Consider the following 26,958-nt stretch of genomic DNA (forward strand, 5'->3'; position numbering starts at 1 on the left):
GTTCTACGTTAAGCCCATGATATTTTGAAAATAACCCAAATCATCATTCACTTCCTCAATTGAGCCAACAAATTCTTGAAAATGAGCGTACATGCTCTCATATTTACTATCAGACCAATCAGAGCTTAACTCAGCCTCAATGAGCCGCCTACGAGTTTCTTGTTCTGTAAGTGCTGAATCGCTAGCCGTTAATTGAATTTCTCTTAAAATACTTAAAATCGCTCTTGTACTCTCTTCAGAATAGTGATGCTGTGGTTTTGATGGTAAGACTAGGTAATTAATGATACTACTGAGCATATTTTCAGGACTGCTCGCTTCTGTTTTTGAAAATACTCTTATTATTTGATTTGGACTAATTGTTTGCTTTCCACATTTACCAGAAGGGTAGAGATCCTTAATATCATAGGGTGCTGCAGCACCAGCCATATCTTTAATGATCATAAAATAATGAGGATGACCAGCAAAATTATTTTGCATAAAAGGTAAAATCTTTTGATACCAGCTATCAAAAATTTTAACCGCCAAATTTATATCCAACACTTTATATTGTTGATTAATAACTAATAAAATTTTATCTGGCCCTTTTTGTATATGACTAAATTCGGTTACTTCAGTTCCTAAAGCGAAACTTAGGGTAAGTCTTGTGATAGAAAAACTGACGGCATCTCCTTTAAAACTATTTTTAAGATTATGGTTTTTGGTATCGTCGCTATCAACATGACGCAATCCTAAACCTTGGGTATTTTTTTGCTGTCTGAGTAAATAAACGACAAAATTAAATTTTTCTTGCTCGCTAAAAACTTCTGTTTGAGTGGAAAGGTCTTCAATAGGAGAAAAAGGGTGGTCTGCAAAATTAAATAATGCCCGCAGACTATTTGAAATTCCTGTCCATAAATGATTTAAAGTGGTAAAGATAGAGTTAAACATAGTTGATTGATATAGAAATTTGCAACAATTGTAAAAATTATTGGCAATAGAGTAAAATGAATTTTTACGTTAACCGTTATTCCTTACTTTATTGCAATAAATTTGATGCTACGATTTCTAAAATTTTTTAGTTTTTCTCTAATCTTAAGCTTTTTTTGTGGGGCAGCGATCTTATTTTTTTTACCGAAGCCTAGCTTATTGAGCGCTTATCCGTTTTCTACCGCAGTCTATGATGAGCAACAATGCTTATTGCGCTTAACCCTAAGCCAAGATGAAAAATATCGCTTGTTTAGACCTCTAACTCAGATTTCTTCCCAACTCAAAGAGGCAACTTTATTACAAGAAGATCAATATTTTTATTGGCATTATGGTTTAAATCCTCTAGCGATATTTAAAGCAGGTTGGCAAACTTATGTGGCTAAATCACGTCGTGTTGGTGCATCGACTATTAGTATGCAATTAGCGCGTATTCGCTTTGGCCTCAATTCTAAAAAAATATCGGGAAAATTATGGCAAATTATTCGCGCCCTGCAACTCGAAATGCATTATAGCAAAGATCAAATCCTAGAAGCCTATTTAAATCTTGCTCCCTATGGCAATAATATCGAAGGAGTGGGGGCTGCAAGTCTCATTTATTTTACCAAACCAGTGAGTAAATTAACGCTTCCAGAAGCGCTGACTTTAGCGGTTATTCCTCAAAATCCTAGCCGTCGAATTCCTTCAAATAAGAACCTAAAAAAGATCCGGGATAAGCTTTTTGTTCGTTGGCTTGCAAAGCATCCAGAAGATGCCTATCAGGCGCCAACCATTCATTTACCTTTAGAAATGCAAACGATTCATTCTTTGCCATTTATAGCACCGCATTTTGTCAATTCTGTTTTACATGAAAAAGGAAAACAACAGGAAATTATCACAACTTTGGATTCTCGTTTACAAGCGATTCTAAAACGTATCACTACTCAGTATTTACGACGAAAAAGAACAGTCGGTGCTTATAATGCAGCTATTTTATTAGTGGACAGTCGTGATAAGTCGGTGAAAGGATTAGTGGGTTCAGCCGATTTTTTTAATCATGAGATTGGCGGGCAAATCAATGGCACCAATATAAAACGTTCACCAGGTTCGACACTTAAACCATTTATTTACGGCTTGGCGCTTGATCAGGGATTAATTCATCCAAACACTGTATTAAAAGATGTTCCCCACAGTTTTGGCAGCTATAATCCAGAAAATTTTGATTATGATTTTATGGGTCCGATCAAAGCTAAAGATGCTTTGGTGTTAAGTCGAAATATCCCCGCGATTTATTTAGAAAGCCAATTAACCCAGCCCAATTTGCATCAATTACTTGAAAACGCCCAAGTGAGTGAGCTGAGATCTGAATCTTATTATGGTTTAGCCTTGAGTCTAGGTGGTGCCGAGTTAACCATGAAAGAATTAGCCAGTCTTTACGCGATGTTGAGTAATGACGGCCGATGGTACCCCTTACGAACGCGTAAAGATGAGCCGATCAATTCAGGTAGACAACTTCTCAGCTCCGAAGCCAGTTATCTAGTGTTAGATATGTTAAAAAATACACCTCGCCCTGAATTGCATAATTCCATGGCGAATAATACCCAAGTCGCATGGAAAACAGGAACTTCATCAGGATATCGAGATGCCTGGTCAGTTGGTGTTTTTGGCCCCTATGTGTTAACCGTTTGGCTTGGCAATTTTGATAATCAATCGAATCCTGCATTTGTGGGTAAAAATCTTGCTGCTCCTTTATTTTTTGAATTAATTGATGCTATCCGTCATGAACGTGGACCTTTACCTCTCCTAGAAAAGCGGCCTGAGACCATGAAACTGACCCGAGTTGAGGTCTGCAAAGCCTCGGGCATGCTGCCCACTCGTTATTGCCAAGACAAGGAAATGACTTGGTTTATTCCCGGTAAATCCCCGATAAAAACTGACACTATTTACCGCGAAGTGGCCGTTGATAAAAATACAGGTTTAAGAACTTGTCATTTCAATGAAAATACCCGTTTCGAAATTTACGAGTTTTGGCCTACTGACCTACTAAAAATTTTCAAGCAAGCAGGCATTCAACGCCGTGTTCCTCCTGTTTTTGAGTCTGATTGCCATGTAACGCAAACTAATTTTGGACTAAGCCCACAAATTAGCTCACCACAAACAGAGTTGAGTTATATCCTACGTGCCAACTCAGCACAAAATACAGAAATTCCTTTATCAGCGGTAACGGATGCTGATGTTGCTTCCATTTATTGGTTTATCAATGAGGTTTATTTAGCGAAAACTCGACCTGATGAACCCTTTTTGTGGCAGGCTAAACCAGGTAAATTTGTCATTCGAGTGGTAGATGATCATGGGCGTTCAGATGCACGCGATATCAACGTTGAAATGGGATAGCTAAAAGAGAAGGATGAAGCTCAATTGCCAGGCTGTATATTTTGAAGTTGAACCCTAGAATCAGATTATGAGGAAAATTGATGTATCAAACGCTATTATTTTATTGATTACGATGTTAACATACTGCACTTTTATATGTCCATTGATTTGCTTGTTAGGCGAAAACCGGTGAGTTTTAAGCATAGAGGTCATGATGTTACAAACGTTAAATAAATTAAGCGGGGCTGTAGCAGCTGCCATTTTATATCCTATTAAATCGGCAATACTTAATACCCTTGTCATCTTCGCAACGTTTGTTGTTGCTGTAATGCTTATTGTTGGATTGCCTATTTTAGTCGCTATCAAAGCTTATAATACCTATCAAGAGGACAAATTAGCCTTTGCTATTTGGTCGGGTCTAGTAATAGGTGTAATCACAACATTTGTGGGTATCCCTCTTGCAATTTTTATTATCTCTGTAGAAGCTTTAGCTGCAATAGCTGACTTAACCAACAATTTTATCGATGGAATAAGAGAGGGATACAAAGAAGGCTTATTTTTCCACGTAACCAACCGATTTTTATATAATTATGTCGGTTTCAGTAGTTTTTTAACAGGGATTATCGACTTTGTAGAAGAATTGGTTCAAAGCAGTGAGCAACCAGTCATGGATTCAAATGGTTTTAACAAGTTATTTGAAGAGCAGCAGCAAGAAGTAGAAGATTTCTCTTTATTATCCGAAGAGGAGCTTGCAACAGCGCAAGGAAAAGAGCAATTGAAAGATGCTGTAGCGCATTACAGAGAGCTGGATGCTCGGTTAACGAAATTAGATGAAGCTGTTCAAAAAAGAGTTGGCGCTGCAGCTTTATCCTTAAAAGATGATGACCACCATGATAATGTAGAAAAAATAACGGCTACAGGTGCCGTTCTTTATGGTGAAGATGGTGAATCTTTAGAAGATGAGCTTATGCTAATGGAAATTGAGCAACCGATTTTAGCGGTTAAGTTATTTGAAATTTCTTCAGGGCAATGGAGAGCTGTACCTGGAACCACTAAAATTGGTGATAGAACAAATCTGAGAAGTTGGGTAGAGACAAATAATTCCCATCCTTTAACCCGGGAGCGTTTCGACCTAGCCGATCCACATAATGGCAAAAATGCAAAATATGTTTTGGTTGACTACAATTGCAAAAAAGATGCGAGAGAGTTGGTAGAGGCTGCAAAGTTTATTCGCAAGGAGCTTAACAAGCGAGAAATAAGCCTACGGGAAGCAGGCAGCACTACTATATCGCATTTTAATCATCAATTTACTCAACTGTTTTTTGGTGATGGGCAAAATGATACAGCTGAGGAAGCGGTAGAACCTTCTAGTTCTAGTGGGTACACGCCGACATAGTGACTTTTATCAGTAGATAAATTTATCTCTACTAAATTGGTGATCGCCTTACAAATTTCACAAACGACGCAAAGATCGGTTTAAGATAGAGGTCATGATGTTACGAACATTAAATAAAATAAGCGGAGCAATAGTAGGTTTTGTTGTATATCCCATTAAATCGGCAATTATCAATACAGCCTTATTTGCAGGAACGCTCGTATTCGCTACATTGGTTCTATTCGTATTACCAATTTTTGCAGCTACTGATTATTATAGAACCTACCCAGATAGTACATTAGCTAAGGCTATTTGGAGAGGTATGGCACTAGGTATAGTAAGCTTACTTTTGGGTATCCCTTTTGCAATTATTATACTTGCTGCAGAAATAGTATTTGGAGTCGTGGATCTAATCCGAAGTTTTTGGAATGGAATAGCTGATGGATATCAGGAAGGCTTATTTTTCAATGTCATAAAACAAATTTTTTTCAATTTTGCCGATTGCAGCCTAACATTAGAACTTATTAAACAGTTAAATGAAAAAATCAGTCAACCGTATCCTCCTGCACATGATGATTTAGATGTCTCTGGGGAATATGCAGCTTTAGATGTACCTGAGGAAAATACTTTTAGGGTTTCTAATAAGGAACCTCCGCTAGATTCAGCTGCTTATAGTGCTATGATCCAAGAAACAGACCCCGAGGTCGTGTTTTTACCATTATCAGAGAAAGAGCTTGAGCTAGTACAAGGAAGAAAAGCGATTAAAGTACTTCTGGAAAACTATAGAGACTTAGATGCCCGTTTGACAAAGTTAAATGAAGAAATAGAAAAAAGAAGAATGCAAGCCTCAGAGGAACAAATAAATGAGGCTGAATTAACTCTAGATAGCGACCTCGATCAAGTTGCGATGTCGGATATCCACCAGCCAATTTTAATAGTTCAAATGTTTGAAGCTTCTCCTGATCAATGGAGGGTCGTGACTGGAACTACTAAGATTAGTTGCGACATAACGTTACGACAATGGTTGTGTGAAGCGAGTAGAACTCATCCGCTAACAAATGAACCTATCAATAACCCTTCCCCATATAGGGAGAAAAAAACAAAGTATGTAATAACCCCCTACACCGATAAAAGGGATGCTAAGGAGTTGGTAGAGGTTGCAAATTTAATTCGAAGAGAACTATATAAGAATAGTGAAGAGAGCCGATCAAGATCGAGTATTGGAGTTGTGACGCAATTAAGTGATCGATTAAGTCATATGTTTTTTGGCGCTAAACCTGATGAAATGCCTGAAAAGGGAGCTCCTAATGAAGATAACAGCATGGTTTTTGAGTAAAAGGTTAATCTATTAATCCTTGCTCGTGCAGGGATTGCAAAAGATTTCTAGTATGCCGAGAACTTGACAGAGTTAGGTAAAAAGCATTTACTTGAAAGGCTCACCTTGACTATGACTATAAAATAATCCCAATCACCACTTCTCGTAACTCACTTAGCAGCACATTAAAGGTCCGACAGGCGGCACCAATCGACATACACTCCAAGCCAATACGTTTTTTCGACAAAGCTTCTAAAATAATTGGCGGTGGAAATTTTCCTTGTTGCTTGTGGCCGATAATGATGATGTTCGGACTATAGCGAAGTAGAGGTTCTAGCGAATCTTCATTGAGTTGCTGAATGCTATCAATAGCCCAGTCAGTGATAATTTCGCGGCTACTTACAATGAGGCTTTTTTGATAACTAATCGAATCAACCTTAATTTCATTGTCGCTATAAGCTTGAATACTATGTTCGTCCGCAGCTTCTAAGTTGATATGCATGGTGTTTAAACGGGCAATAATTTATACTAAAGCGCAGTATATCACAGAGGTCGAAAACATGAGTCAGTTTCCACGCATTAAACGCTTGCCCCCTTATGTATTTAATACGCTAAACCAATTAAAGTCAGAGGCACGAGCGCGTGGAGAAGATATCATTGATTTTGGTATGGGTAATCCTGATCAACCAACCCCTACGCATATTGTCGACAAACTAATAGAAACAGCGCAGCGACCGGATACTCATCGCTACTCCATGTCAAAAGGAATTCCACGTTTGCGCCGAGCAATGGCTGCTTGGTATGAACGAAATTACCAAATTAGTCTCAATAGTGAGACACAGGTTTTAACCACGATTGGATCTAAGGAAGGCCTAGCGCATCTTGCTTTAGCAATTAGTGGTCCAGGAGATACAGTGCTAGTTCCCGATCCTGCTTATCCTATTCATACTTATGGCTTTATTATTGCCGGAGCTAATGTAAAACAAATTCCTTTAATTAATGAAAATCAATTTTTAGAGGCAGTGGAAGTGGCTATTGAACAGACTTGGCCAAGACCTAAAGCTTTAGTCATAAGTTTTCCTGCTAACCCCAGTACTCATTGTGTCGAATATGAGTTTTTTGAGCGCGTCATTGCTCTTGCTAAACGTCATGGGATTTGGGTGATTCATGATCTGGCTTATGCAGATATCGTTTTTGATGGCTACAAAGCACCCTCCATTTTGCAAGTGCCAGGTGCAATCGATATCGCGATAGAAACCTATTCCATGTCTAAATCCTACAATATGCCCGGTTGGCGTGTTGGTTTTGCCTGCGGAAATGAAGAGTTAGTGGGTGCCTTGACTCGAATTAAATCGTATTTGGATTATGGAACTTTTACCCCAATTCAAGTTGCAGCAATTACCGCTTTAGAGGGTTCAGATGATTGTGTGCATGAAATTAGAGCGATGTATGAACAACGTCGTAATGTTTTATGTGATGGGTTGCAGGATATCGGTTGGCAGGTTGAGCGGCCTAAAGCAACGATGTTTGTCTGGGCAGCTATTCCTGCGCATTACAGTCATATGGGCTCGCTCGAGTTTTCAAAATACCTACTTAAGGAAGCTTATGTTGCCGTATCACCAGGAGTAGGGTTTGGTCCTCAGGGCGATAATTTTGTGCGTTTTGGTTTAATTGAAAATCACCAACGAACACGACAAGCTTTACGTAATTTAAAAACCTTATTCCGTCGCGACGGTTATTTACAGGCTGTTTAACATGGATGTGGTGGTTAATGACGCAAAGGATAAGCGCCCCGCAGGCAGTGAACCTTTTAAAGGTCAAGAGGACTATTATCAAAATATTTTAGTCGGTTTAGGTTTTAAACCCGAAAATCTACCTTTGGCCAATTTTTTATCGCTTTATCATCATTTGCCTGAAGGGCAATGGCTTGTTGCTTCCCCGATTCACTGGGAGGCTACTCATAATGATGCCATGATTATTGCCGCTGGCGCTGGGCTCGAGTTAAGTGAAAACGAATCGCGTTCATGGCTCACGGAGATTGCAGGCTTCCTTCAGGACGATCAGTTCGAGCCTTTTTTTCATGATGCGGAAACTTGGCTTTTTAAAATAAATGGCAAACCAGCAATTACTAGCCGTCCTGTGCAAAGTCTATTACATCAATCCATCATGCCGACTCTCAATTCACTCGACCCCTCGCTTTATTGGCAACGCCTGATTACCGAGTTGCAAATGTATCTGAGCACACACCCCTTAAATCTGAAGCGTGAAAACAAGTTGCCAATTAATGGTCTGTGGTTTTGGGGAGAGGGCGAATTTAAAATCATTGAAAAAAGGGCGATAGCAACCGACGATGAGGGGCTTCTTAATCTCAATATACCCGAAATTAGCGCCCTGAGACCTGAAACAGTGCTCGAAAAAAATCATTTATTGATTATCAACGATCGAAAACAAATTGAGCTTTGTCATTTAAACGATAAAATCCGCAAAAACAAAGCTCATTGGTATTGGAATAACTTAGCTTATTCCACTCGAGCAGCTCATTGGTGGTCTAGATTTCTGTAGTTTGATAAAGAGGGAGATAATAAAAATATGCGCATTAAACAACGACAACTTCCACAAACCTTGCCTTCATTTTCAAACTATCCTTCGGTCTTGCAACGTATTTTTGCACTGCGCGGCCTCAGTGATGAATCCCAACTGGATAAAAGCCTACAAGCCTTACTGCCTTTTAATACGCTAACCGATATCGATAAAGCTTGTATTCGCCTCGAAAAGGCTTTACGTGAACAACACCGTATTTTGATTGTCGGTGATTTTGATGCTGATGGTGCTACTTCAACAGCAGTGGCTATTTCGGCCTTGCGTTTGATGGGTGCTTTACATGTTGAATTTTTAGTTCCTAATCGCTTTGAGTTTGGCTATGGCTTAACGCCAGCGATTATCGATGTGGCTAAAAAATGGAAACCTGATTTGATTATCACTGTTGATAACGGCATTGCCAGTATTGATGGTGTAGACGCTGCTCGCGAAGCAGGAATCGATGTTTTGATTACGGATCATCATTTACCCGCAGAGATCTTACCGAAGGCTTGTGCCATCGTTAATCCCAACCAAACTGGCGATCAATTTCAATCTAAATCGATTGCCGGTGTGGGCGTTATTTTTTATGTCATGCTTGCTTTAAGACGTCATTTAGTCAATGCCAATTGGTTTAGTTCCCAAGGCTTGGCTGAGCCGAATATGGCGCAACTATTAGATCTGGTCGCTCTTGGGACTGTGGCTGATGTAGTGGCGCTTGATAAAAATAACCGTATTTTAGTTAATCAAGGACTTGCACGCATTCGCCAAGGTCAAGGTCGTCCAGGTATTAGGGCTTTGATTGAAATTGCAGGTAGAAGTTGCGAACGCTTACGTGAAAGTGATTTGGGTTTTGCGATAGCACCAAGGTTAAATGCCGCAGGCCGCTTAGATGATATGTCGCTCGGTATTGAATGTTTGCTAAGCGATGACTATGAAAAAGCGCTCATGCTTGCCAAACACTTAGACGAGCTCAATCAAGAGCGCCGAGTGATTGAAGCAGAAATGAAAGAGCAAGCGATGTTGGCAGTCGATAAGCTAGCTAAAAAAATAGAAAACGCGCATCATCTTCCCGTTGCTTTATGTATGGCTGATCCGAGTTGGCATCAAGGAGTAATTGGTATCTTAGCGGGACGCTTAAAAGAGCGCTATCATCGCCCGGTAATTGCCTTTGCAATGGTCAGCGACAATGAGTTAAAAGGTTCAGCACGCTCGGTATCGGGCTTAAATATACGAGATGCACTTGCCGCAGTTGATCGCGACCATCCTGGGTTAATGACTAAATTTGGTGGCCATGCAATGGCTGCAGGTTTAAGCATGCATCCCCAAGCATTCAATGATTTTCAACAGGTTTTTGTTGCCGAGGTTGCTAAACATCTCGATGTTTCTCAATGCGAGGGTGAGTTATGGACTGATGGTTCTTTGCAACTGGCAGAGATCAATATAGAAACCGCCGCTTTATTGCAGCAAGCCGGCCCTTGGGGACAACAATTTCCCGAGCCTTGTTTTGATAATATCTTTGAAATCCTTGAACAACGCTTAGTAGGGCAGCATCATCTTAAATTAAGTTTGGTCCATCCTGAGGGCGGAAATGCAATCGATGCTATTGCCTTTAATGTTGATCTCAATCAATGGCCTAACCACCGCGTTCGTCAAGCGCATATCGCTTATAAATTGGATATTAATGTTTATCAAGGCCGCACAAGACTGCAATTATTGGTGGAAACTATGCAGCCGGTTTAAGTTTCGAGTATAATCAACTGTTTTTAATTTCTGATAACGGCTGTGAAATCCTCTGAAGCATTAATCTCACCCCTTGCAATCGCTCCAATGATCGATTGGACTTACACGCATTTCCGCGTGTTTATGCGTCTTATCGCACCCAACGCGCTTTTATACACTGAAATGCAAACGGTCGGCGCTATTGTTAATAATCCAAATCGCGCTCTGTCTTTTCAACCTATAGAGCATCCTTTAGCTTTACAACTCGGCGGTGCTGACAAGGAAGGGTTAATTCGTTGCGCAAAAACTGCGGAGGAAAGAGGGTTTACTGAGATTAATTTAAATTTAGGTTGCCCAAGTGATCGAGTACAAGCAGGTCGATTTGGTGCTTGTTTAATGGCTGAACCTGATGTGGTTGTTGACTGTATAGCCGGTATAAAAAAGCAGGTTTCTATTCCTGTGACTGCTAAAACGCGTATTGGTATTGACCATCAAGATAGCTACGAATTTTTTTCCTCTTTTGCGCATCAACTTGTTGATGCCGGTTGCGATAAATTGATTGTCCATGCACGTAAAGCCTGGCTGCATGGTTTAAATCCCAAGCAAAATCGCACCATTCCGCCCGTGCATTACGATTATGTCTATCGAATTAAACAAGAAATTTCTAATATTCCAATAGTCATCAATGGAAACATTAACAGCAACGAGGAAATAGCTGCCCATATGCAATACGTGGATGGTGTAATGCTGGGGCGCTTGGCTTGCCAAAATCCCTATGCCTTAAACTCAATCCATCATTATTTTTATCCCAATACGCCCGTTCAGTCTCGTTCAGCTATTTTGCAGCAATATATTGATTATGCACAAATACAAGCCGAGCAGGGTGTAGGTTTAAGTTTATTGCTAAAACCTATTTTTAATTTGGCTTATGGCTTAGCTGGTGCAAGAAGTTGGCGAGAGTGGTTGGTAAAAGTTCAACAACAGAAAAGAATAGATAGATTAGATCAAGTGATGTCGATGCTTGTGGAGATGGAAGAAAATAGATTTGTGGTGAGCTGAGATATTAGGGTAAGACTGCTGGGTTTAACCCCTTACTCCCGAACTAAGCGAACTAGCTTCATGGAGCAATCATGAAAAAAATAATATCACTATTAGTATTTGCCTTTACATCAACCGCGAACGCATATATTTGCTATCCAGGCTATCATTATAGTGATAATTACTCTTCTGATCTAAGTTGTGAAGTTTATCGATTTAAAGATTATTTATTAGGAAAGACTTATAATAATGCATGCTACAAAGGTTTATTTTTTTACTATTATTGCAAAAAAGATGATTGAAATTCCCCTCAGATAGGATGTTCTCCAGTTTGCATGGTATTTTTATCAAAATTCTAGTAAATTAAGCGCTTTTGAAGCTGAAATTCTCAAGAGGATTACCAAGGGCTATGCTGAATACGTTAATGAAAAAGATGTTTGGTAGTCGCAATGAACGCACCTTGCGACGCATGGAAAAAACAGTAATGGCCATTAATGCCTTCGAACCTCAGATGCAAGCACTTACTGATGATGAGTTGGCTGCTAAAACTGCTCAATTTAAGGCGCGATATGCGGAAGGCGAAACCTTAGATGAAATGCTTGCCGAGGCATTTGCACTCGTGCGTGAAGTCTCTGTACGTACCCTAGGTTTACGCCATTTTGATGTGCAGTTAATCGGGGGCATGGTTTTACATGAAGGCAACATTGCAGAAATGCGTACAGGGGAAGGTAAAACCTTGATGGCAACCTTAGCGGCTTATCTGAATGCCATCAGCGATCAAGGCGTGCATGTGGTGACTGTCAACGACTATCTCGCTAAGCGGGATAGCCAATGGATGAAACCCATTTATGACTTTCTCGGTTTAACTGTGGGCGTTATTTTCCCTGACATGCCTCATGGTGAAAAACAAATCGCTTATCGCGCTGACATCGTTTATGGAACAAACAATGAATTTGGTTTCGATTATTTACGCGATAACATGGCCTTCAGTTTAACTGACAAGGTTCAGCGTCAATTAAATTTTGCTATCGTGGATGAGGTCGACTCCATTTTAATCGATGAAGCACGTACTCCTCTCATTATTTCAGGAGCAGCAGAAGGTAGTTCTGAGCTCTATGTCAAAGTGAATCAATTAATCCCTCAATTAGTTAAGCAAGAAGAAGAGGGAGATCAAGGTGATTACACAATTGATGAAAAACAAAAACAAGCTCATTTAACGGAGCTCGGCCATCAACATATTGAAGAGTTGCTCGTTGAAGCCGGCCTGCTTGATCCAGGTGAAAGCTTATATCACGCATCTAATATCATGCTCATGCACCATGTTAATGCAGCACTGAAAGCGCATGCCATGTTCCATCGCGATATTGATTATATAGTGAAAGATAATCAAGTTGTTATTGTGGATGAGCATACTGGCCGAACTATGGCTGGTCGACGGTGGTCAGAAGGTTTGCACCAGGCGATTGAAGCAAAAGAGCGTGTTGCCATTCAACAAGAAAACCAAACCCTCGCTTCAATTACTTTCCAAAATTACTTCAGGATTTATAATAAATTATCGGGTATGACTGGAACTGCTGATACAGAAGCCTATGAGTTCCAACAAATTTACAATCTTGAAGTAGTGGTTATTCCTACTAATAAAACAATGCGTCGCCGCGATGAGGCTGATTTAGTTTACCTAAGCCATGAAGATAAATATCAAGCCATTATCACCGATATCAAAGAGTGTATAGCGCGAAAACAACCTGTTTTGGTGGGTACCACATCAATTGAAACGTCTGAGTTAGTGAGTAACCTACTAAAAAAAGTGGGTGTGAAGCATCAAGTACTCAATGCGAAATTTCACGAAAAGGAAGCACAAATTATTGCTGAAGCAGGTAGGCCAGGTGTCGTAACTATTGCTACTAATATGGCAGGACGCGGTACTGATATTGTTTTAGGGGGGAGTTTATCCGCTGAATTAGCTGCTTTACCAGAAGAGGCTAGTGAGGCTGAGCGTGAAGCAATAAGAAAAGATTGGCGCGCCCGCCACGAAGCTGTGATTGAAGCTGGTGGTTTACGTATTATTGGTTCCGAGCGTCACGAGTCAAGACGTATTGATAACCAGCTTCGCGGTCGCGCAGGGCGCCAAGGTGACCCAGGAAGCAGCCGTTTTTATCTCTCTTTAGATGATAATTTAATGCGCATTTTCGCCTCAGAACGCGTTGCTTCCATGATGCGACGTTTGGGTATGAAGCCTGGTGAGCCCATCGAACATAATTTAGTTACCAAAGCGATAGAAAATGCACAGCGTAAGCTTGAGGGACATCATTTTGATATCAGAAAACAACTTCTTGATTATGACAATGTCGCCAATGATCAAAGAAAAGTGATCTATACTCAACGCGCAGCAATAATGGCAATGACGGATCCCAAAGAAGTGGTTGAAGCTATGCGTGAAGAAGTTATTAACGATCTAGTGGATAATTTTATACCGCCACAAAGTTTGGAAGATCAATGGGATCTGGATGGTTTATCGCAAACTTTATCTGAAGATTTCCAAATTAAAGCCAATGTTAAGCAATGGGCTGAAGAAGATCACAGTATTCAACCTGAACAGATCAAAGAGCGGATTTTTGAGCTTTGCTTAAATCGTTACCGCGAAAAAGAAGAAAGGGCAGGACGTGAAGTCTTAAGTCAATTCGAAAAATCGGTCATTCTACAAACAATGGATAATCATTGGCGTGAACATTTGGCTTCTATGGATTATTTGCGTCAAGGTATTCATTTACGTGGTTATGCTCAAAAGGATCCAAAACAAGAATATAAACGCGAAGCCTTTTCTTTATTTAAGGGTATGTTAGATACTCTGAAATATGACATTGTTCGCATAGTCACTGCGGTTGAGGTTCAAACTGAGCAAGATGTTGATGCTGTTGAACAACAACGACGTGCAGAACAAGTGCAAAAAATGACCTTTCACCATCAAGAAAGTTTTGATGATGCTGATGAGAGTAATGTATCTGAAAATACTTTCCGACGTGCGGAAAGAAAGATAGGTCGTAATGATCCCTGTCCCTGTGGTTCAGGCAAGAAGTACAAAAGTTGCCACGGAAGCTTAGCGTGAAAGTTGCTGTAGCGGTTATTTATGATAAACAAGGCCGTATTTTAATTGCTCAAAGGCCGCTAGATGCTGCTCACGGTGGCATGTGGGAATTTCCTGGCGGAAAATTGGAGTCTGATGAGTTAGCAGAAACGGCCTTGATTAGAGAAATTAAAGAAGAAGTGGGGTTGGATATTCTTGATTACTCTTTTTTAGGTGAAATTGTGCATTATTACGGTTCTAAAATGGTCCATTTATTGGTTTTTGCAGTAAAAAAATTCCAAGGAGAACCCTTTAAACGTGAAGCTCAGCTTGATCTACAATGGGTTGAAGTCAACAATCTTTCTGAATATAGTTTTCCTGAAGCGAATTCCCAAATTATTGAGCTAATAAAGAGCGAGATTGAATTGTAGGCTCGCTGATACTTTATGGAGACTGCAATGAGGTTGTTTTCCCGGTTGATATCTATCCTATTGATTTACTCTGCTGTTATATCCCTACATGCAGCGACAACAAACTCTAGTGGCAGTTGCCCAGATTTGAAAGGCTTGGAAGCGATTATAACTGAGCTGGATGTTATAATCACACAAGAGGTTTGCACTAAAAATGTTAAACCTGAAAACATTCAATGGCTGGCCAGGGCACTTCTTCCTAAACTAATGAATAAAACATTTCTTGGTGTGGAGCCTCCTCCATTTTGGCAGAGCATAACGAATGAAATCATCACGAACTGTTATACTAAAGGTAATTTGTGCACTGACAAAATACAGAGTAATTTTGAGAGTTGCCTGATGGAAAAATTTCCTACCGTAATTTGGCAATTAGGTTTATGGCTTGCAGAGAATTGTGATGCACTAAATAACAATATTGTTATGAATTGGAATCAAAAAAAACTTGTTGTTAAAGGAATAATTTCTGCTTTTATTGCTAAGTTATAACTGAGCTCCGTTTGGTCAATACCAATAAATCCAGTTCGGGCCTTATAAAAAAAGCTCTTTTCATGAGTGCCTTAATTATAAAGACCAATCAGAATTAGAGCTTAAGGCATCCTAAACAATAAAATACACAATAAGATCATAGATTGACATTTGTGTTTAAATTTACCACAATCAGTTGCTTCTTATTATTGTTGTAGGAAAAATAGTCTATGGCCCGTAAAAAACAAATTAATCATTCTAGAAATAGCACACCTTTATCATTAAAAAACAAAAAGTGGCAATCTCAATCTCGTGAGGAAAGGGAGTTTATTGATGAAAACCTTGGAAGAATGAAAAGTCGGATACTCAGAGAAATAAAAGAAAAACAAACTCAAAAAGTTAGAATTGTGTGTTTGCCTAAGACAGATGAGGAAAACCTCAATTTATGCCAAAAAATGAGCACGAGATTTAGTCAGAAAGCAAAAGGCATCTTAGTTGGTTTAAAACGAGAATCAGAAGGATTGCCTCCCAAGCCATTGACCCTTTCAGAGTTAGAGCAGATTCAGGATATACCGTTTCCACCTAATACTACACTTTATATTTCAGGCCACGGAAATAATTTTACCCTATCTGAACTGACTCCAGAAAAACTTGTTAAACAAGTTTCTGAATTTTTAATTGACACAGGTATTCGGAAAATTAGTTTGGATGCTTGTAATTCGGGAGTGGCCTATTATCCAGAAGATGTTGCTCATGTTACTGACATTAATTTGGTTAATGCTTTAACTACTTGTTATGCCAAACGATTCAGTCTAGCATTGCATGATTCTGGGGTAGAGGGAGTAGAGGTTTTTGGATATAGAGGTAGTATACAAGACGAGAAAATAGGCCATAAAGAAAAAAAAATACATCGTATTTCCACATTCTTTGCTTCTCATCATAAGTCATCAGAAACAAAAGAAAGGGGATCTAGAGTTAGGGTTGGATATACCGATGGTATTTTAACTACTGAACCAGAACTGACTGAAGATATTTATATTGAAAAATTAAATACAGAGGGTGAGGCTGAACTGGTTAGGACAACTTATAATTAAGTAGAATTAGCTGTTTTTGCAACTGAGCCAAAAATATTTCACTATTTGGCGTTTAGGTTAAGGGAATTAGTCTATGCTTTTAAAATACATGGGTGAAGCCTGAGTTCGAATTTTCATCCATTTGAATAATAGCTAAGACTTTAGTTGAGCTATCTAATTAAATATAGGAGCTGATATGAAAAAAATAGAATTCCCTAAACTGGCTACTCCCAACGATTTGGACGTCAAAGATCGTAATGCCATTGCAAAAGTTATTAATCCACTCGTAGCAGATACGTTTGCTTTGTATGTAAAAACAAAGAATTTTCATTGGCATATGTCAGGAAGTCATTATCGTGATTACCATCTTTTATTGGATGAGCAGAGCGACCAAATTTTTGCAATGATCGACGTTTTGGCTGAACGTGTTCGCAAACTGGGCCAAAAAACCATTCACTCAATTGGCCAGATTAAAGAATTAACAACAATTAAGGATAATAATGAAACGTTAGCAGCCGATGAAATGCTAAACGAACTTCTCCAAGACAATCGCAATTTTGCCACCCAAATGCGCGCTGCCCATGCGGTTTGTAGCAAGAAAAATGATGTTGCTACAACAAGTTTGTTAGAAAATTATATCGACGAAACAGAACGCCGGATTTGGTTTTTGTTCGAAACCATTGCGAAATAGCGAGTTGATTCAGGTAGATCCCTCGTTGGGCGCAGAATGTGTGACTTATTGTTTGGCAATTAGCTTCATTTATTGCACCCAGTGTAGCGAGGGCTTTCCAGAAGTTAAGCTTATAACTGACAAAGCGCTAAATAAAGCTTTGCCTCAGTCTCCCGAACTTCTCGCATCGTACTCACTTCACATAAGCGCAAACTGAGTCCATGATGGCCTAACTGCATGCGAGGAACTATGCCAAACGATTTATCGATTTTTAATAAAATAAGATGGCAAGATGTCTTAGGCGGTAAAGGGCGTTGAAAATAACCATTAAACATATCAATTTTATCGAATTGCGCAGTGTTTCTTATCAAAGACAAATACAGGGTCACCGTACTATGCAAAGCTCGTAAATTATTTAACCAAATAGCAAGATCACGTTGTCTGATGACAGGATTCGATTCTAGCCATAATAAAAGGGGTGGAGAATACATTTCACAATCATTTGATTGTGCAGGTTGAGCCAGTTTGATTGCTTGCAAGAAAGGATTATTGTGTATGTTTTCCCCAAAACGACCTACCGTCTGAGATAAAATTTGAATCTGTGTGTGCAAGTTAGTATATAAGTCAATTGGAATTTCCACGCGCGATTTATTGAGTGAATGCTGTACACGCATTAATTCTTTTAAGAACCGACTTTTTAACTCTGGTTTTTCAATTAGTTTGACTATTTCTATAACATTTTTTAAGGCATAGTGATGAATAATAGGATGTGTTTCTTCGCAAGCCTGATTGATAGTGCGATTTAAATATTCCAACCGCAGTGCAATTTTTGGTAAGAAATGGGTAGCTAGTTCGAAGGTAATTGTATCTTCTTGCATAATAAAGTTGCTTTCCTTAGCCGGTATATATGCTTTTACGAAATAAATCTCATTATGATGACTTTTGCCTTGCGAATTGTAAATACTGCTGATGCAAAAATTTAACTTTTTTCGCTAAATCATTAAGGGAACCATCATTATTGACAATATCATCTGCAAATTCACGATGAGTAGTCTCATTGACTTGAATTGCCAATATGGCTTCTGCCTGTTCTTGAGTACTTCGATCTCGCTCCATCACTCGCGTAACTTTTTGTTCGTAATCCGCCACAATAAGTAACACTCGATCAAGATAGGGATAATCGGAACGGCGATTTAAAAGAGGGATTTCAATGACGACATAAGGACCTGTTGAGCGTCTAATCTTTTCTTGGATGAGCTGTCTAATTAATGGATGAAGTAATTGCTCTAACCAAAGTCGTTGCTTTGGATCTTTGAAAATCATTTCACGGAGTGCAAAGCGATTGAGTTCGCCCGTGGACTGAATAACCGATTGGCCGAAATGTTCTGCAATGGTGATTAAGGCCGGTTGATTGGCTGCGGTTAACTCGCGTGCAGTCTCATCGGCACTAATTACAGCGATGCCATGTTCTTTAAAAAAACGGCTCACTGTTGATTTTCCGCTAGCAATATTTCCTGTTAATCCTACACAATACATAAATTTACTCTTGTGAATTTAAATTTTTACAAGTCATCAAATTAATATAGCAAGTATCTGGAAATGAACTATGTTGTTGGCAATAGGATTTCGCTGCTATTGCTGCATCATCTCGATCAGCGTGAGCATTACTAGGCCATTCTTTCGCTGTTTGATCAAGCGCGATACATTGCCACTTTGGACGAGTTGATATACCGTTAACAAATTCTTCGCAGGCTGCTTCAGATACTTTGCAGCTAGTTGGAATCTTACTTTGTTTTTTACATTCATCAAAGGCTTTATGAATGGCAGTAATTTCATAGCTACTATTGATAACCCATTCCATATTTTCTGCATCATGGGCGCTACAGGTCCAATAATTACCATTTGAAAGATCAGCTGCCATCGCGAGAGAAAAAATAGAGCAGAATAGGAAAAGAATTATGAAAGATTTATTCATTTCGGTGCGCCTTCTTCAATGATTTGTACTAAACGTTCATAAGACAAGGCTTTTGCAAAATACCATCCTTGCATAAAATTAATGTTATTTTTAAGTAAAAAATGGACTTGTTCTTCAGTTTCTACACCCTCAGCAATAATATTGAGCTCCATGCATCTTGCCATGTGGATAATTGCTTGATTGAGTGTCTCGGTAACAGCGCCAGTGCCGATAGCTTGTATGAAAATTTTATCAATTTTGAGATAATTAAAAGGGAAATGTTGTAAGTATTTTATGCTTGCATGGCCGGTACCGAAATCATCAATGGCTAAAGAATAACCCTTTGCCCTTAAGTCATGCATCTTGGATGCAATCTGTGGGTCGTTTTGATCTAAAAGTTCTCTTTCGGTTAACTCCAACATTAATTGATGTGGGAGAATTTTATAATCAGCACATAATTCATAAAATTGCATGAAAAAATCTCTATCAGAAAAATGGTTTGCTGACAGGTTAAATGATAAATAAAAATTAGGCTGACGTTTAAGAAAAAAATGAGATTGTTGAAAAGTTTTAGCAATTAATTGCAGAGTAATAGGCACAATCAATCCTGATTTTTCTGCATCACCAATGAAGGAATCGGGCATAATAATTTCATTTGAATCGGTTTGCCACCGGAGCAGCACTTCAGCACCGCAAAAACGGCCTGTAAAATTATCACGGATAGGTTGAAAAGCAGGTTGAAAATGATTTTGTTTAAGGGCGTTAGATAAAGCATAGTGTAAAGAATAGCGATTATTGAGCATGGCCCGTGATTTAAGATAAATGAGCGAAGAAACAAGTGAAATAACGAGAAGCAAGGGTAGTTCTTGATAGAAAAAAGATGCAGTTAACTTGACAGGACTTGCTACAATAATAATTTTAATATGCGCCAAACTTTGTAGAGGCGTTTCGACTGTATAGCTTTTTGTATTAGTTATGGAAGAATCATTACCAACAACCAGTAAATTTTTCTTGAGATTAGAGTCGAATAGGACTATTTGCTCATCACTAGTAGGAACGGATTTCAATAGTTCCATAAAAACACTCTTAACAATATAAGTACCAAGATAATATTTGCCCAACTGCTGCTGCAATAAAAAAGCCGGTACTTTGTCTGAGCCAATAGTAATGGGGCCCCTTAGAACCGGTGTTCGTTCTGGAAGCGATGGAAGAGCCAGTTGAGGAGTGAGCGTTGAGCAAATTATTTTGTTTTTATTATCGCTGAGTACTGCTGCAGAAATAGCAGGATTACTAAAATTTAGATTATACAAATAAGGGAGCAGATCATTTTGACAGTTTTTGAGCTCACGACCATATAAAGGGATTGAATAGATTGAGTGAAATACTGTATCAAGTAGTGCATCAAATTTAAGACCAAGCTTATTAGCGCTGAGCTCTAATTGCTGCTGTTTTTGCAGTCGATAGTTATACCATTGATGATGAACTACGATAATTAAAAATAAAATTGTTAAGAGAGGCCATAAAAAATTCAATGTCCGTTGGGCTTTATCATGTTTCCTATAAATGTTGGTTTTCATTTAACCCTTACTTATAGAGCCTTCTTATAGAGTTTAGGGTGATTTCTGCTAATTTCTCAATGGTTTTATTCTCAATATTTAATGGTGGAAACCAGTATAAAGTATTTCCTAAGGGTCTTAAAAGAGCACCTAGCTCAAGCGCTTCTTGATACAATTGAAAACCGGTTCTTTTAGTGCCGCAATCGACTAAATCTGCCGCAACAATTGCGCCTACAGAGCGAATGTTCGTTAATTTTCCAGTTATTGATGCTAGTTCATGAAATTGTTGCTGCATAATTTGACTCAGTTGTTGCGCGCGTTCAATTAATTTTTCCGTTTCCATCACGTTGAGTGTTGCAAGGGCAGCGCTAATTGCAAGTGCATTACCTCCGTAGGTATGAGAATGCATAAACGTTTTGCCCTTTTCATAATCGTCGTAAAAAAGTTCATAAATTGGATGATCAACCAGTACGCAACTGAAGGGTATTGAGCCTGAGGTTAGGCCTTTTGATAGGCAAATTAAATCAGGTTTTACTTCGGCATGCTCGCAAGCAAACCATTTTCCAGTTCTGCCTAACCCAGTCATTATTTCATCGGCAATGAAATAAATCTCATGTTGTTTCGCCCAGTGAGCTAATTTTTTCAAAAAATCTGCACTATAGCAGCGCATACCATTTGATCCTTGGACAATAGGCTCAACAATAATTGCGCAGATACTGTGTTTAATCTTTTCTAATTGCTCAAGAATGGTTGGCCAATATTCTCCCGAGTCTTTCCATAAAGGATCGTTTTTACTAGAAACATAGGGTAAGGGCTTGAGAAAATGGCATTGCACACCGTAGCCTTCATAAGGCTTTTTAAAAATTCCTAAATCGCTAACACTCATGGTAGCGAAAGTCTCGCCATGATAGCTGTTTTGCAGAGAGATAAACTCATTGCGCTGCGGCCTTCCCTTGAGTTGGTTCGCATGAAGTGCAAGTTTCATCGCAATTTCCACAGCACTAGAACCATCGCTAGCAAAGAAAACATGTTGTAGCTTAGAGATTTCAGCCATTTTTTCACCGAACTCCACTAAAGCGGAATGCGTTGTGTGCGCAGAAATGATGTGTTCAAAAGAATCCAATTGCTCTTTAAGTGCTGCAATAACGGCAGGATGACCATGACCTAACGATTTACACCACCAACTAGAAATGGCATCAATTATTGGTCCTTTGTCGGTATAGAGATAACTTCCTTGGGCATGGTTTACGATCAAAGGAGGGCATTGTTGAAAATCTTTCATCTGCGAACAGGGGTGCCAAATATGGTTTAAATCTCTTTCAATTAATCGCATGTGTTAACCTAGGTTTAAATTTTGGTTGACAAGAAATGGAGTCACTCTATCATGTTCGACAGATTAAAAAAAAGGGGTGAATAGTGAGTAAAGGTAGTGAGCGTTGGACCTTGGCCGAAGTGGCAAGCATTTATGAGCAACCTTTTAATACGTTACTCTATACAGCGCATTGCATTCATAAAGAAAACCATGATGCAAATGCTATACAGCTAGCAAAATTGCTGAGTATTAAAACGGGAGCTTGTCCTGAGGATTGCGGTTATTGTTCACAAAGCGGGCATTATAAAACACATGTCGAAAAAGAAAAATTAATGACTGTCGATGAAGTGCTCGCAAAAGCTGCTGAGGCGAAGGCGAATGGCGCCAAGCGTTTTTGCATGGGAGCAGCCTGGCGTTGCCCCCCTAATAAGGCAATGCCTGAATTAAAGGCAATGATTGAAGGGGTGAAAGCGATGGGCATGGAAGCTTGTATGACGTTGGGAATGTTGGATAAATCACAAGCTTGCGAATTAAAAGAAGCGGGCTTAGATTATTATAATCACAATATCGATACTTCACCTTCTTATTACGACAAAGTCGTTACTACCCGACAATTTAGTGAACGCTTAGAAACACTAGAAACGGTGCGCCAAGCGGGAATGAAGGTTTGCTGTGGTGGCATTTTAGGTTTAGGTGAAACACGAGAAGATAGGATTGAATTCTTATTTACTCTGGCAAACATGGAGTCACCGCCAGAAAGTGTGCCCATTAATCGTTTAATTCCTGTTGAAGGGACACCCCTTGCCCATGCAAAACAAGTTGAGGGTATCGAGCTAGTACGCACAATTGCTACAGCACGCATACTAATGCCGAAAAGTGCAATTCGCCTCACTGCCGGTCGAACTGAAATGAGCGATGAATTACAAGCGCTTTGCTATTTCGCAGGTGCAAATTCTGTTTTTATCGGTGGAAAACTGCTTACTGAAGCAAATCCTGAGCGCGATGAGGATCGAATTCTTTTTAAAAAATTAGGAATACAGGCATTTGCTGAAGCATGATTAATGATGTCCTGATTGAACATATAGCCCAACTTAAGCAAGATGGCCTGCATCGACGTCGAATACTTAATCATTTCGATGATAGGTCGCTAATTAACTTTAGTTCGAATGATTATTTGTCACTTGCTGAAGAGTCGATTATTCGCGAAGCGTTCCAAAAGGGCTTTGCCAATTATCCTGCAGGTAGCGGCGGCTCTATGGTGATTTGTGGCTATCATACAAGCCATCGTGAATTAGAACAGGCTTTTGCTCAAGCTCTCGGTGTGGATGATGCGCTGTTATTTAGTTCAGGATATGCTGCCAATTTGGGTATTATTTCTCTGTTTGCCCATTTTAATAGCCATTTTCTTATCGACAAAGGAACTCACGCCTCTTTCTACGATGGATTGCGGCTGGCAAATGGCAAATATACCCGCTATTTGCACAATAATCTCAACCATTTAGCCAATAAATTAGAAACTCGTCCCGTGAATCCAGTTATTATTACAGAAGCTGTATTCAGTATGAGTGGACAAACAACGGATCTTCTTGAGCTATCAAGATTAGCTGCAAATTATAACGCTGACTGTGTCATTGATGAGGCCCATGCCTTTGGTGTGTTGGGCGAAGAAGGGTTAGGTGGAGTAAAGCTTTGTGGACTGACTCAACAAGAAATCCCCTTAAGAATTATTCCGCTTGGCAAGGCGTTTGCCTTCCAAGGCGCGATAGTTGCGGGGCGCGGTGAATGGATAGATGCTTTATTGCAACTCGCCCGTTCGCATATTTATTCGACGGCAGTGAGTCCGGCTTTGGCCTATGGAATTTTAGAAACTTTAAATTTTATTCGTAATGCAGGGAGTAGACGGCAAAAACTCTATGAGTTAATTAGCTATTTTCGCAAATTGAGTGAAAATTCGCCTTTAACCTGGCGCGACTCTTCAACGCCTATTCAACAATTACAGCTCGGATGTCCTTATCAGGCATTAGCCTACGCGGAGAATCTCCGTCAACGAGGCATTTTTTGCCAAGCCATGCGTGAGCCTACGGTGAGCAAAAAGGATACGGGATTGCGGGTTATTTTAAATTATCATCATGAGGCAGAAGATCTTGAGTTTTTATTTGAAATGCTTCATGACCAAGCAAGTTAACCCATAGCAGCAAAATTTAAAGGTTTTAAACCTGTAAACCTATCGAGATTAGATAGAATTAAAACCATGGTGAATAAAATGAAAAAAGTACTCTCAAGTTTTTTAGTAATATTACTTTTGCTGTCAACGAATGGTTGGTCCTGTACTCGATTATTTTGGAATACTAAGGGTGCGATGGTTGTCGGTAGGAGCTTTGATTGGGATAGCCATTATAATGAAACGATACTTATTTTACCCAGAGGTATGCAACATGTTGGCGGGGTTAAGGTTAATGAAGCGAAATGGCGATCAAAATTTGGCTCCATCGTTGTCCAAGAAAATCATGAACAACAAACTGGAATTACTGATGGTATTAATGAGAAAGGTTTGGCGGCCCATTTGCTCTCTTTTGAAGATGCTCAATATGAGGAAAGAGATAAGACTAGACAGGGCGTTAGCGTTTTGCAATGGTTGCAATATTACCTAGACAACTTTGCGTCGGTTAAAGAGGTTATTAAACACATTCATGATGTTCAGATTGAAACGACCCATTTTGCTGCTTTCTCAACTCTCCCCCTACATGTAGCCATTGAAGATTCAGAAGGTGACTCCGCTATTATTGAATTTATAGAGGGTAAGTTAAAAATTTATCATGACCGAGCTTACAGAGTGATGACCAATGAGCCTAGTTACGCTCAACAGTTAGATAATTTGGCTTATTATGAGGCAAGCGGGTGCCAGAAACCTTTGTTGCCTTTGGATGATAAATCGACATCTCGTTTTGTACGAGCGGCTTGTTATATGAGTGCTCTACCGCTTGCTTCAACTAGTCAACAGGCTGTGGCTATGATCTCATCAATTATTGAAAATGTTTCTGTTCCTTACGGTATGTCCGAAACCGAAGCAACTTGGTGGCGGACTTTTATCGATTACAGCAGCCATCGCTACTATTTTAAATCAACACGCGTCCCCACATTTTTTTGGCTAGATTACGCAAAAATCGATTTTAGTCGCAGCAGTTCTTTTCGACAAATTGAAGCTCATGCACCTCATTTGATGGGAGATCTATCTTAATCTAAGTATGTTTTTGTTTATTCATGTGTAGGAAACCGCTTTATTATTCCGTGGAAATTGTCTAGGCAGATGTAGCGAAGCGCTGATTGATCCGCTCATTTTATTAACATCCCTTTTGCAAATAGAGTAAAAGGGGAGTTTTCATTATATTCTAATTGAAACCAAGGGATGATGCGGTGAAACTTGCGTATTTTTAAGCAGTTCAAATCTGTTGAGAATAAGCCGTTTAGCTAAATAGAGGAAAGAAAGAACTTTATGGCAACGTATAGTATTTGCCCAAAATGAGAGGATTTATCAGTACTTCATACCATTAAGGATATGTTTGCTTAAAAGGTTTTTATTTTATGAATTTATACATCAAAGTTATTGGCAAAGGCTCTCCTTTAGTTTTTTTTCATGGCTGGGGTTTTGATCATACAATCTGGCTACAACTGGCGACTTGTATTGACAATGAATATCAGCTTTTTTTAGTTGATTTACCTGGATTTGGTTTAAGTTCGCCGATGAGTTGGGAACTGTTTAAGAAAAATTTAATTCAACAATTACCAGCGCAATTTGCACTTGCTGGTTGGTCAATGGGAGGGCTTTTGGCTACGCGTTTCGCTATTGAAGAGCCCACCCACGTTACAAAACTAATTAATATTTCATCTTCTCCCCGTTTTATTAAAGAAAAGGCTTGGCCAGGGATTGAAAAACAGGCTTTCAGCCAATTTTTTATTAACTTAACAGCAGATCCCCAGCTAACTATTTCTGAGTTTATTGGTTTGCAATTAAAAAATAATAGTTATCAATACCACAATGAAATAATGCCTGATCCCGCTAGCTTAAAAGAAGGATTACAAATCTTAGCTGATTGGGATTTACGAGAGCTGCTCCATTCATTGAAAAGACCAGCCTATTTCTTATTCGGTCATCTTGATGCAATAACACCAAGAGCAACTATGGCCGCCATGCAAAAACTTTATCCTCAATTTAATTATCTGATGTTTGCCAAAGCGGCGCATATACCATTTTTGTCTGATCGAGCTGAGTTTATAACAGTATTACAGGACATTTTGCGATGAAAATTTATTTTATTACCGGAACAGATACGGATAGCGGCAAAACCTATGTCACTTGTCAATTGTTAGATTATTTCAAACAAAGAGAAAAAAAGGCTCTTGCTTTAAAGCCAGTTGCCAGTGGTTGTTATGAAAAAGAGGGACTTTTGCAAAGCGAAGATGTTTTAAATCTACAAAAATATAACGCTAACCCTTCGTTTAAAATAAATGGTTGGCAATTTGCCCCAGCTATTTCTCCCCATATTGCAGCGAAGCAAGTAAATTCTCGCTTAAGCCTGCAAGATATCGCCGATTTTTGTTTTAATAAACAATTTTCTAATATGGATTATTTGCTCATTGAAGGAGCAGGAGGCTTAATGGCTCCTTTAAATGATGAGGAAACTTGGCTTGATTTTTTAAAACTCACACAAATTCCTGTTATTTTAGTAGTTGGGATGCGGCTTGGTTGTTTAAATCATGCCTTACTTACTGATGCTGTATTAAAGTATAACCAGATAAGCTGCGCCGGTTGGATAGCGAATTGTTTGGACAATGAGATGCTAGTCAGAAATGAAAATATTACTACTTTAGCGCAAAAAATGCATATGCCGCAATTAGCAACCGTTAGCTATCAGGGGAATCTGGATACACTGCTATTAGGTTAATGAAAATGCTGTCTTTCCTTCCTTTGCGGGAATGATAAGCCTCTTAACTTATATGACTGTCTGTTTTTGTAGAAATTAAGTTAAGGATTAATCAAAAACTGCCGCAAAT

Annotated in this window: 24 protein-coding genes; 17 read left to right on the forward strand and 7 right to left on the reverse strand. The window is 39.2% G+C overall.

Features of this window, described 5'->3' with window-relative positions; genetic code table 11:
- Positions 1 to 3: 3 nt before the first annotated feature.
- Positions 4 to 927: a hypothetical protein gene (locus Lnau_RS06295; protein WP_058504287.1), complete on the reverse strand. Its 924-nt coding sequence runs from the start codon at positions 925 to 927 to the stop codon at positions 4 to 6.
- Positions 928 to 1,032: 105 nt separating this feature from the next.
- Between Lnau_RS06295 and pbpC the strand changes: the two genes are divergently transcribed.
- The 3 genes from pbpC (at position 1,033) to Lnau_RS06310 (ending at position 6,026) form a co-directional block, all read left to right on the forward strand.
- Positions 1,033 to 3,336 carry a penicillin-binding protein 1C gene (pbpC, locus tag Lnau_RS06300; protein ID WP_058504288.1) on the forward strand — a complete coding sequence of 768 codons (2,304 nt, stop codon included), beginning with the start codon at positions 1,033 to 1,035 and terminating at the stop codon, positions 3,334 to 3,336.
- Between the two features lie 190 nt (positions 3,337 to 3,526).
- Complete coding sequence (locus tag Lnau_RS06305; RefSeq protein ID WP_133134810.1) at positions 3,527 to 4,711, forward strand: hypothetical protein; 1,185 nt, start codon at positions 3,527 to 3,529, stop codon at positions 4,709 to 4,711.
- Between the two features lie 94 nt (positions 4,712 to 4,805).
- Complete coding sequence (locus Lnau_RS06310) at positions 4,806 to 6,026, forward strand: YwiC-like family protein (RefSeq protein WP_133134809.1); 1,221 nt, start codon at positions 4,806 to 4,808, stop codon at positions 6,024 to 6,026.
- Positions 6,027 to 6,141: 115 nt separating this feature from the next.
- Here the strand turns inward: Lnau_RS06310 and Lnau_RS06315 are convergent, their stop codons facing one another.
- Positions 6,142 to 6,507, reverse strand: a complete 366-nt coding sequence (locus Lnau_RS06315) for an Mth938-like domain-containing protein (RefSeq protein ID WP_058504291.1) — start codon at positions 6,505 to 6,507, stop codon at positions 6,142 to 6,144.
- A gap of 58 nt (positions 6,508 to 6,565) precedes the next feature.
- Here Lnau_RS06315 and alaC point away from each other — a divergent pair, with 58 nt between their 5' ends.
- The 9 genes from alaC to Lnau_RS06365 all read left to right on the forward strand — a co-directional run bounded on the left by alaC (position 6,566) and on the right by Lnau_RS06365 (position 17,105).
- Complete coding sequence (alaC, locus tag Lnau_RS06320) at positions 6,566 to 7,759, forward strand: alanine transaminase (RefSeq protein ID WP_058504830.1); 1,194 nt, start codon at positions 6,566 to 6,568, stop codon at positions 7,757 to 7,759.
- A gap of 1 nt (position 7,760) precedes the next feature.
- The gene (locus tag Lnau_RS06325; RefSeq protein ID WP_058504292.1) at positions 7,761 to 8,567 is read left to right on the forward strand and encodes a hypothetical protein; all 807 of its coding nucleotides are present in this window, start codon (positions 7,761 to 7,763) and stop codon (positions 8,565 to 8,567) included.
- Positions 8,568 to 8,594: 27 nt separating this feature from the next.
- On the forward strand, positions 8,595 to 10,325 hold the full coding sequence (gene recJ / locus Lnau_RS06330) for a single-stranded-DNA-specific exonuclease RecJ (protein ID WP_058504293.1): 1,731 nt from the start codon (positions 8,595 to 8,597) through the stop codon (positions 10,323 to 10,325).
- Positions 10,326 to 10,367: 42 nt separating this feature from the next.
- On the forward strand, positions 10,368 to 11,363 hold the full coding sequence (gene dusA, locus Lnau_RS06335) for a tRNA dihydrouridine(20/20a) synthase DusA (RefSeq protein WP_274520261.1): 996 nt from the start codon (positions 10,368 to 10,370) through the stop codon (positions 11,361 to 11,363).
- Between the two features lie 388 nt (positions 11,364 to 11,751).
- Entirely contained in the window at positions 11,752 to 14,448 is a 2,697-nt protein-coding gene (gene secA / locus Lnau_RS06345) for a preprotein translocase subunit SecA (protein ID WP_058504296.1), read from the forward strand.
- Positions 14,445 to 14,837, forward strand: a complete 393-nt coding sequence (mutT, locus tag Lnau_RS06350; RefSeq protein ID WP_065240252.1) for an 8-oxo-dGTP diphosphatase MutT — start codon at positions 14,445 to 14,447, stop codon at positions 14,835 to 14,837. Before secA ends, mutT begins: the two co-directional genes overlap by 4 nt.
- Before the next feature lie 15 nt (positions 14,838 to 14,852).
- Positions 14,853 to 15,362, forward strand: a complete 510-nt coding sequence (locus Lnau_RS06355) for a hypothetical protein (protein ID WP_157070635.1) — start codon at positions 14,853 to 14,855, stop codon at positions 15,360 to 15,362.
- Positions 15,363 to 15,571: 209 nt separating this feature from the next.
- On the forward strand, positions 15,572 to 16,435 hold the full coding sequence (locus tag Lnau_RS06360) for a hypothetical protein (protein ID WP_058504299.1): 864 nt from the start codon (positions 15,572 to 15,574) through the stop codon (positions 16,433 to 16,435).
- Positions 16,436 to 16,610: 175 nt separating this feature from the next.
- Positions 16,611 to 17,105, forward strand: a complete 495-nt coding sequence (locus Lnau_RS06365; protein ID WP_058504300.1) for a Dps family protein — start codon at positions 16,611 to 16,613, stop codon at positions 17,103 to 17,105.
- 110 nt (positions 17,106 to 17,215) lie between these two features.
- Here Lnau_RS06365 and zapD read toward each other — a convergent pair whose 3' ends face one another.
- The 5 genes from zapD to bioA are packed head-to-tail and all read right to left on the reverse strand — an operon-like array spanning position 17,216 to position 21,927.
- Positions 17,216 to 17,962 (reverse strand): cell division protein ZapD, encoded by a 747-nt coding sequence (gene zapD, locus Lnau_RS06370; protein WP_058504301.1) that lies wholly within the window; start codon positions 17,960 to 17,962, stop codon positions 17,216 to 17,218.
- A 52-nt stretch (positions 17,963 to 18,014) separates the two neighbouring features.
- Positions 18,015 to 18,620, reverse strand: coding sequence for a dephospho-CoA kinase (coaE, locus tag Lnau_RS06375; protein ID WP_058504302.1), 606 nt, complete (start codon positions 18,618 to 18,620; stop codon positions 18,015 to 18,017).
- A gap of 4 nt (positions 18,621 to 18,624) precedes the next feature.
- Entirely contained in the window at positions 18,625 to 19,059 is a 435-nt protein-coding gene (locus tag Lnau_RS06380; RefSeq protein ID WP_058504303.1) for a hypothetical protein, read from the reverse strand.
- Positions 19,056 to 20,615, reverse strand: a complete 1,560-nt coding sequence (locus Lnau_RS06385) for an EAL domain-containing protein (RefSeq protein WP_058504304.1) — start codon at positions 20,613 to 20,615, stop codon at positions 19,056 to 19,058. The genes Lnau_RS06380 and Lnau_RS06385 overlap by 4 nt, the downstream gene beginning before the upstream one ends.
- A gap of 7 nt (positions 20,616 to 20,622) precedes the next feature.
- Complete coding sequence (bioA, locus tag Lnau_RS06390) at positions 20,623 to 21,927, reverse strand: adenosylmethionine--8-amino-7-oxononanoate transaminase (RefSeq protein WP_058504305.1); 1,305 nt, start codon at positions 21,925 to 21,927, stop codon at positions 20,623 to 20,625.
- Between the two features lie 83 nt (positions 21,928 to 22,010).
- Here bioA and bioB point away from each other — a divergent pair, with 83 nt between their 5' ends.
- From bioB to bioD, 5 genes are all read left to right on the forward strand, one after another.
- Positions 22,011 to 22,964, forward strand: coding sequence for a biotin synthase BioB (gene bioB / locus Lnau_RS06395; protein WP_058504306.1), 954 nt, complete (start codon positions 22,011 to 22,013; stop codon positions 22,962 to 22,964).
- Complete coding sequence (locus Lnau_RS06400; protein ID WP_058504307.1) at positions 22,961 to 24,091, forward strand: aminotransferase class I/II-fold pyridoxal phosphate-dependent enzyme; 1,131 nt, start codon at positions 22,961 to 22,963, stop codon at positions 24,089 to 24,091. The genes bioB and Lnau_RS06400 overlap by 4 nt, the downstream gene beginning before the upstream one ends.
- Positions 24,092 to 24,169: 78 nt before the next feature.
- The gene (locus Lnau_RS06405; protein WP_058504308.1) at positions 24,170 to 25,144 is read left to right on the forward strand and encodes a linear amide C-N hydrolase; all 975 of its coding nucleotides are present in this window, start codon (positions 24,170 to 24,172) and stop codon (positions 25,142 to 25,144) included.
- 344 nt (positions 25,145 to 25,488) lie between these two features.
- On the forward strand, positions 25,489 to 26,208 hold the full coding sequence (locus Lnau_RS06410; protein ID WP_058504309.1) for an alpha/beta fold hydrolase: 720 nt from the start codon (positions 25,489 to 25,491) through the stop codon (positions 26,206 to 26,208).
- Positions 26,205 to 26,849 (forward strand): dethiobiotin synthase, encoded by a 645-nt coding sequence (gene bioD / locus Lnau_RS06415; RefSeq protein ID WP_058504310.1) that lies wholly within the window; start codon positions 26,205 to 26,207, stop codon positions 26,847 to 26,849. The genes Lnau_RS06410 and bioD overlap by 4 nt, the downstream gene beginning before the upstream one ends.
- Positions 26,850 to 26,958 lie beyond the last annotated feature (109 nt).

It is taken from the genome of Legionella nautarum, from assembly GCF_001467895.1.
Classification (GTDB): domain Bacteria; phylum Pseudomonadota; class Gammaproteobacteria; order Legionellales; family Legionellaceae; genus Tatlockia; species Tatlockia nautarum.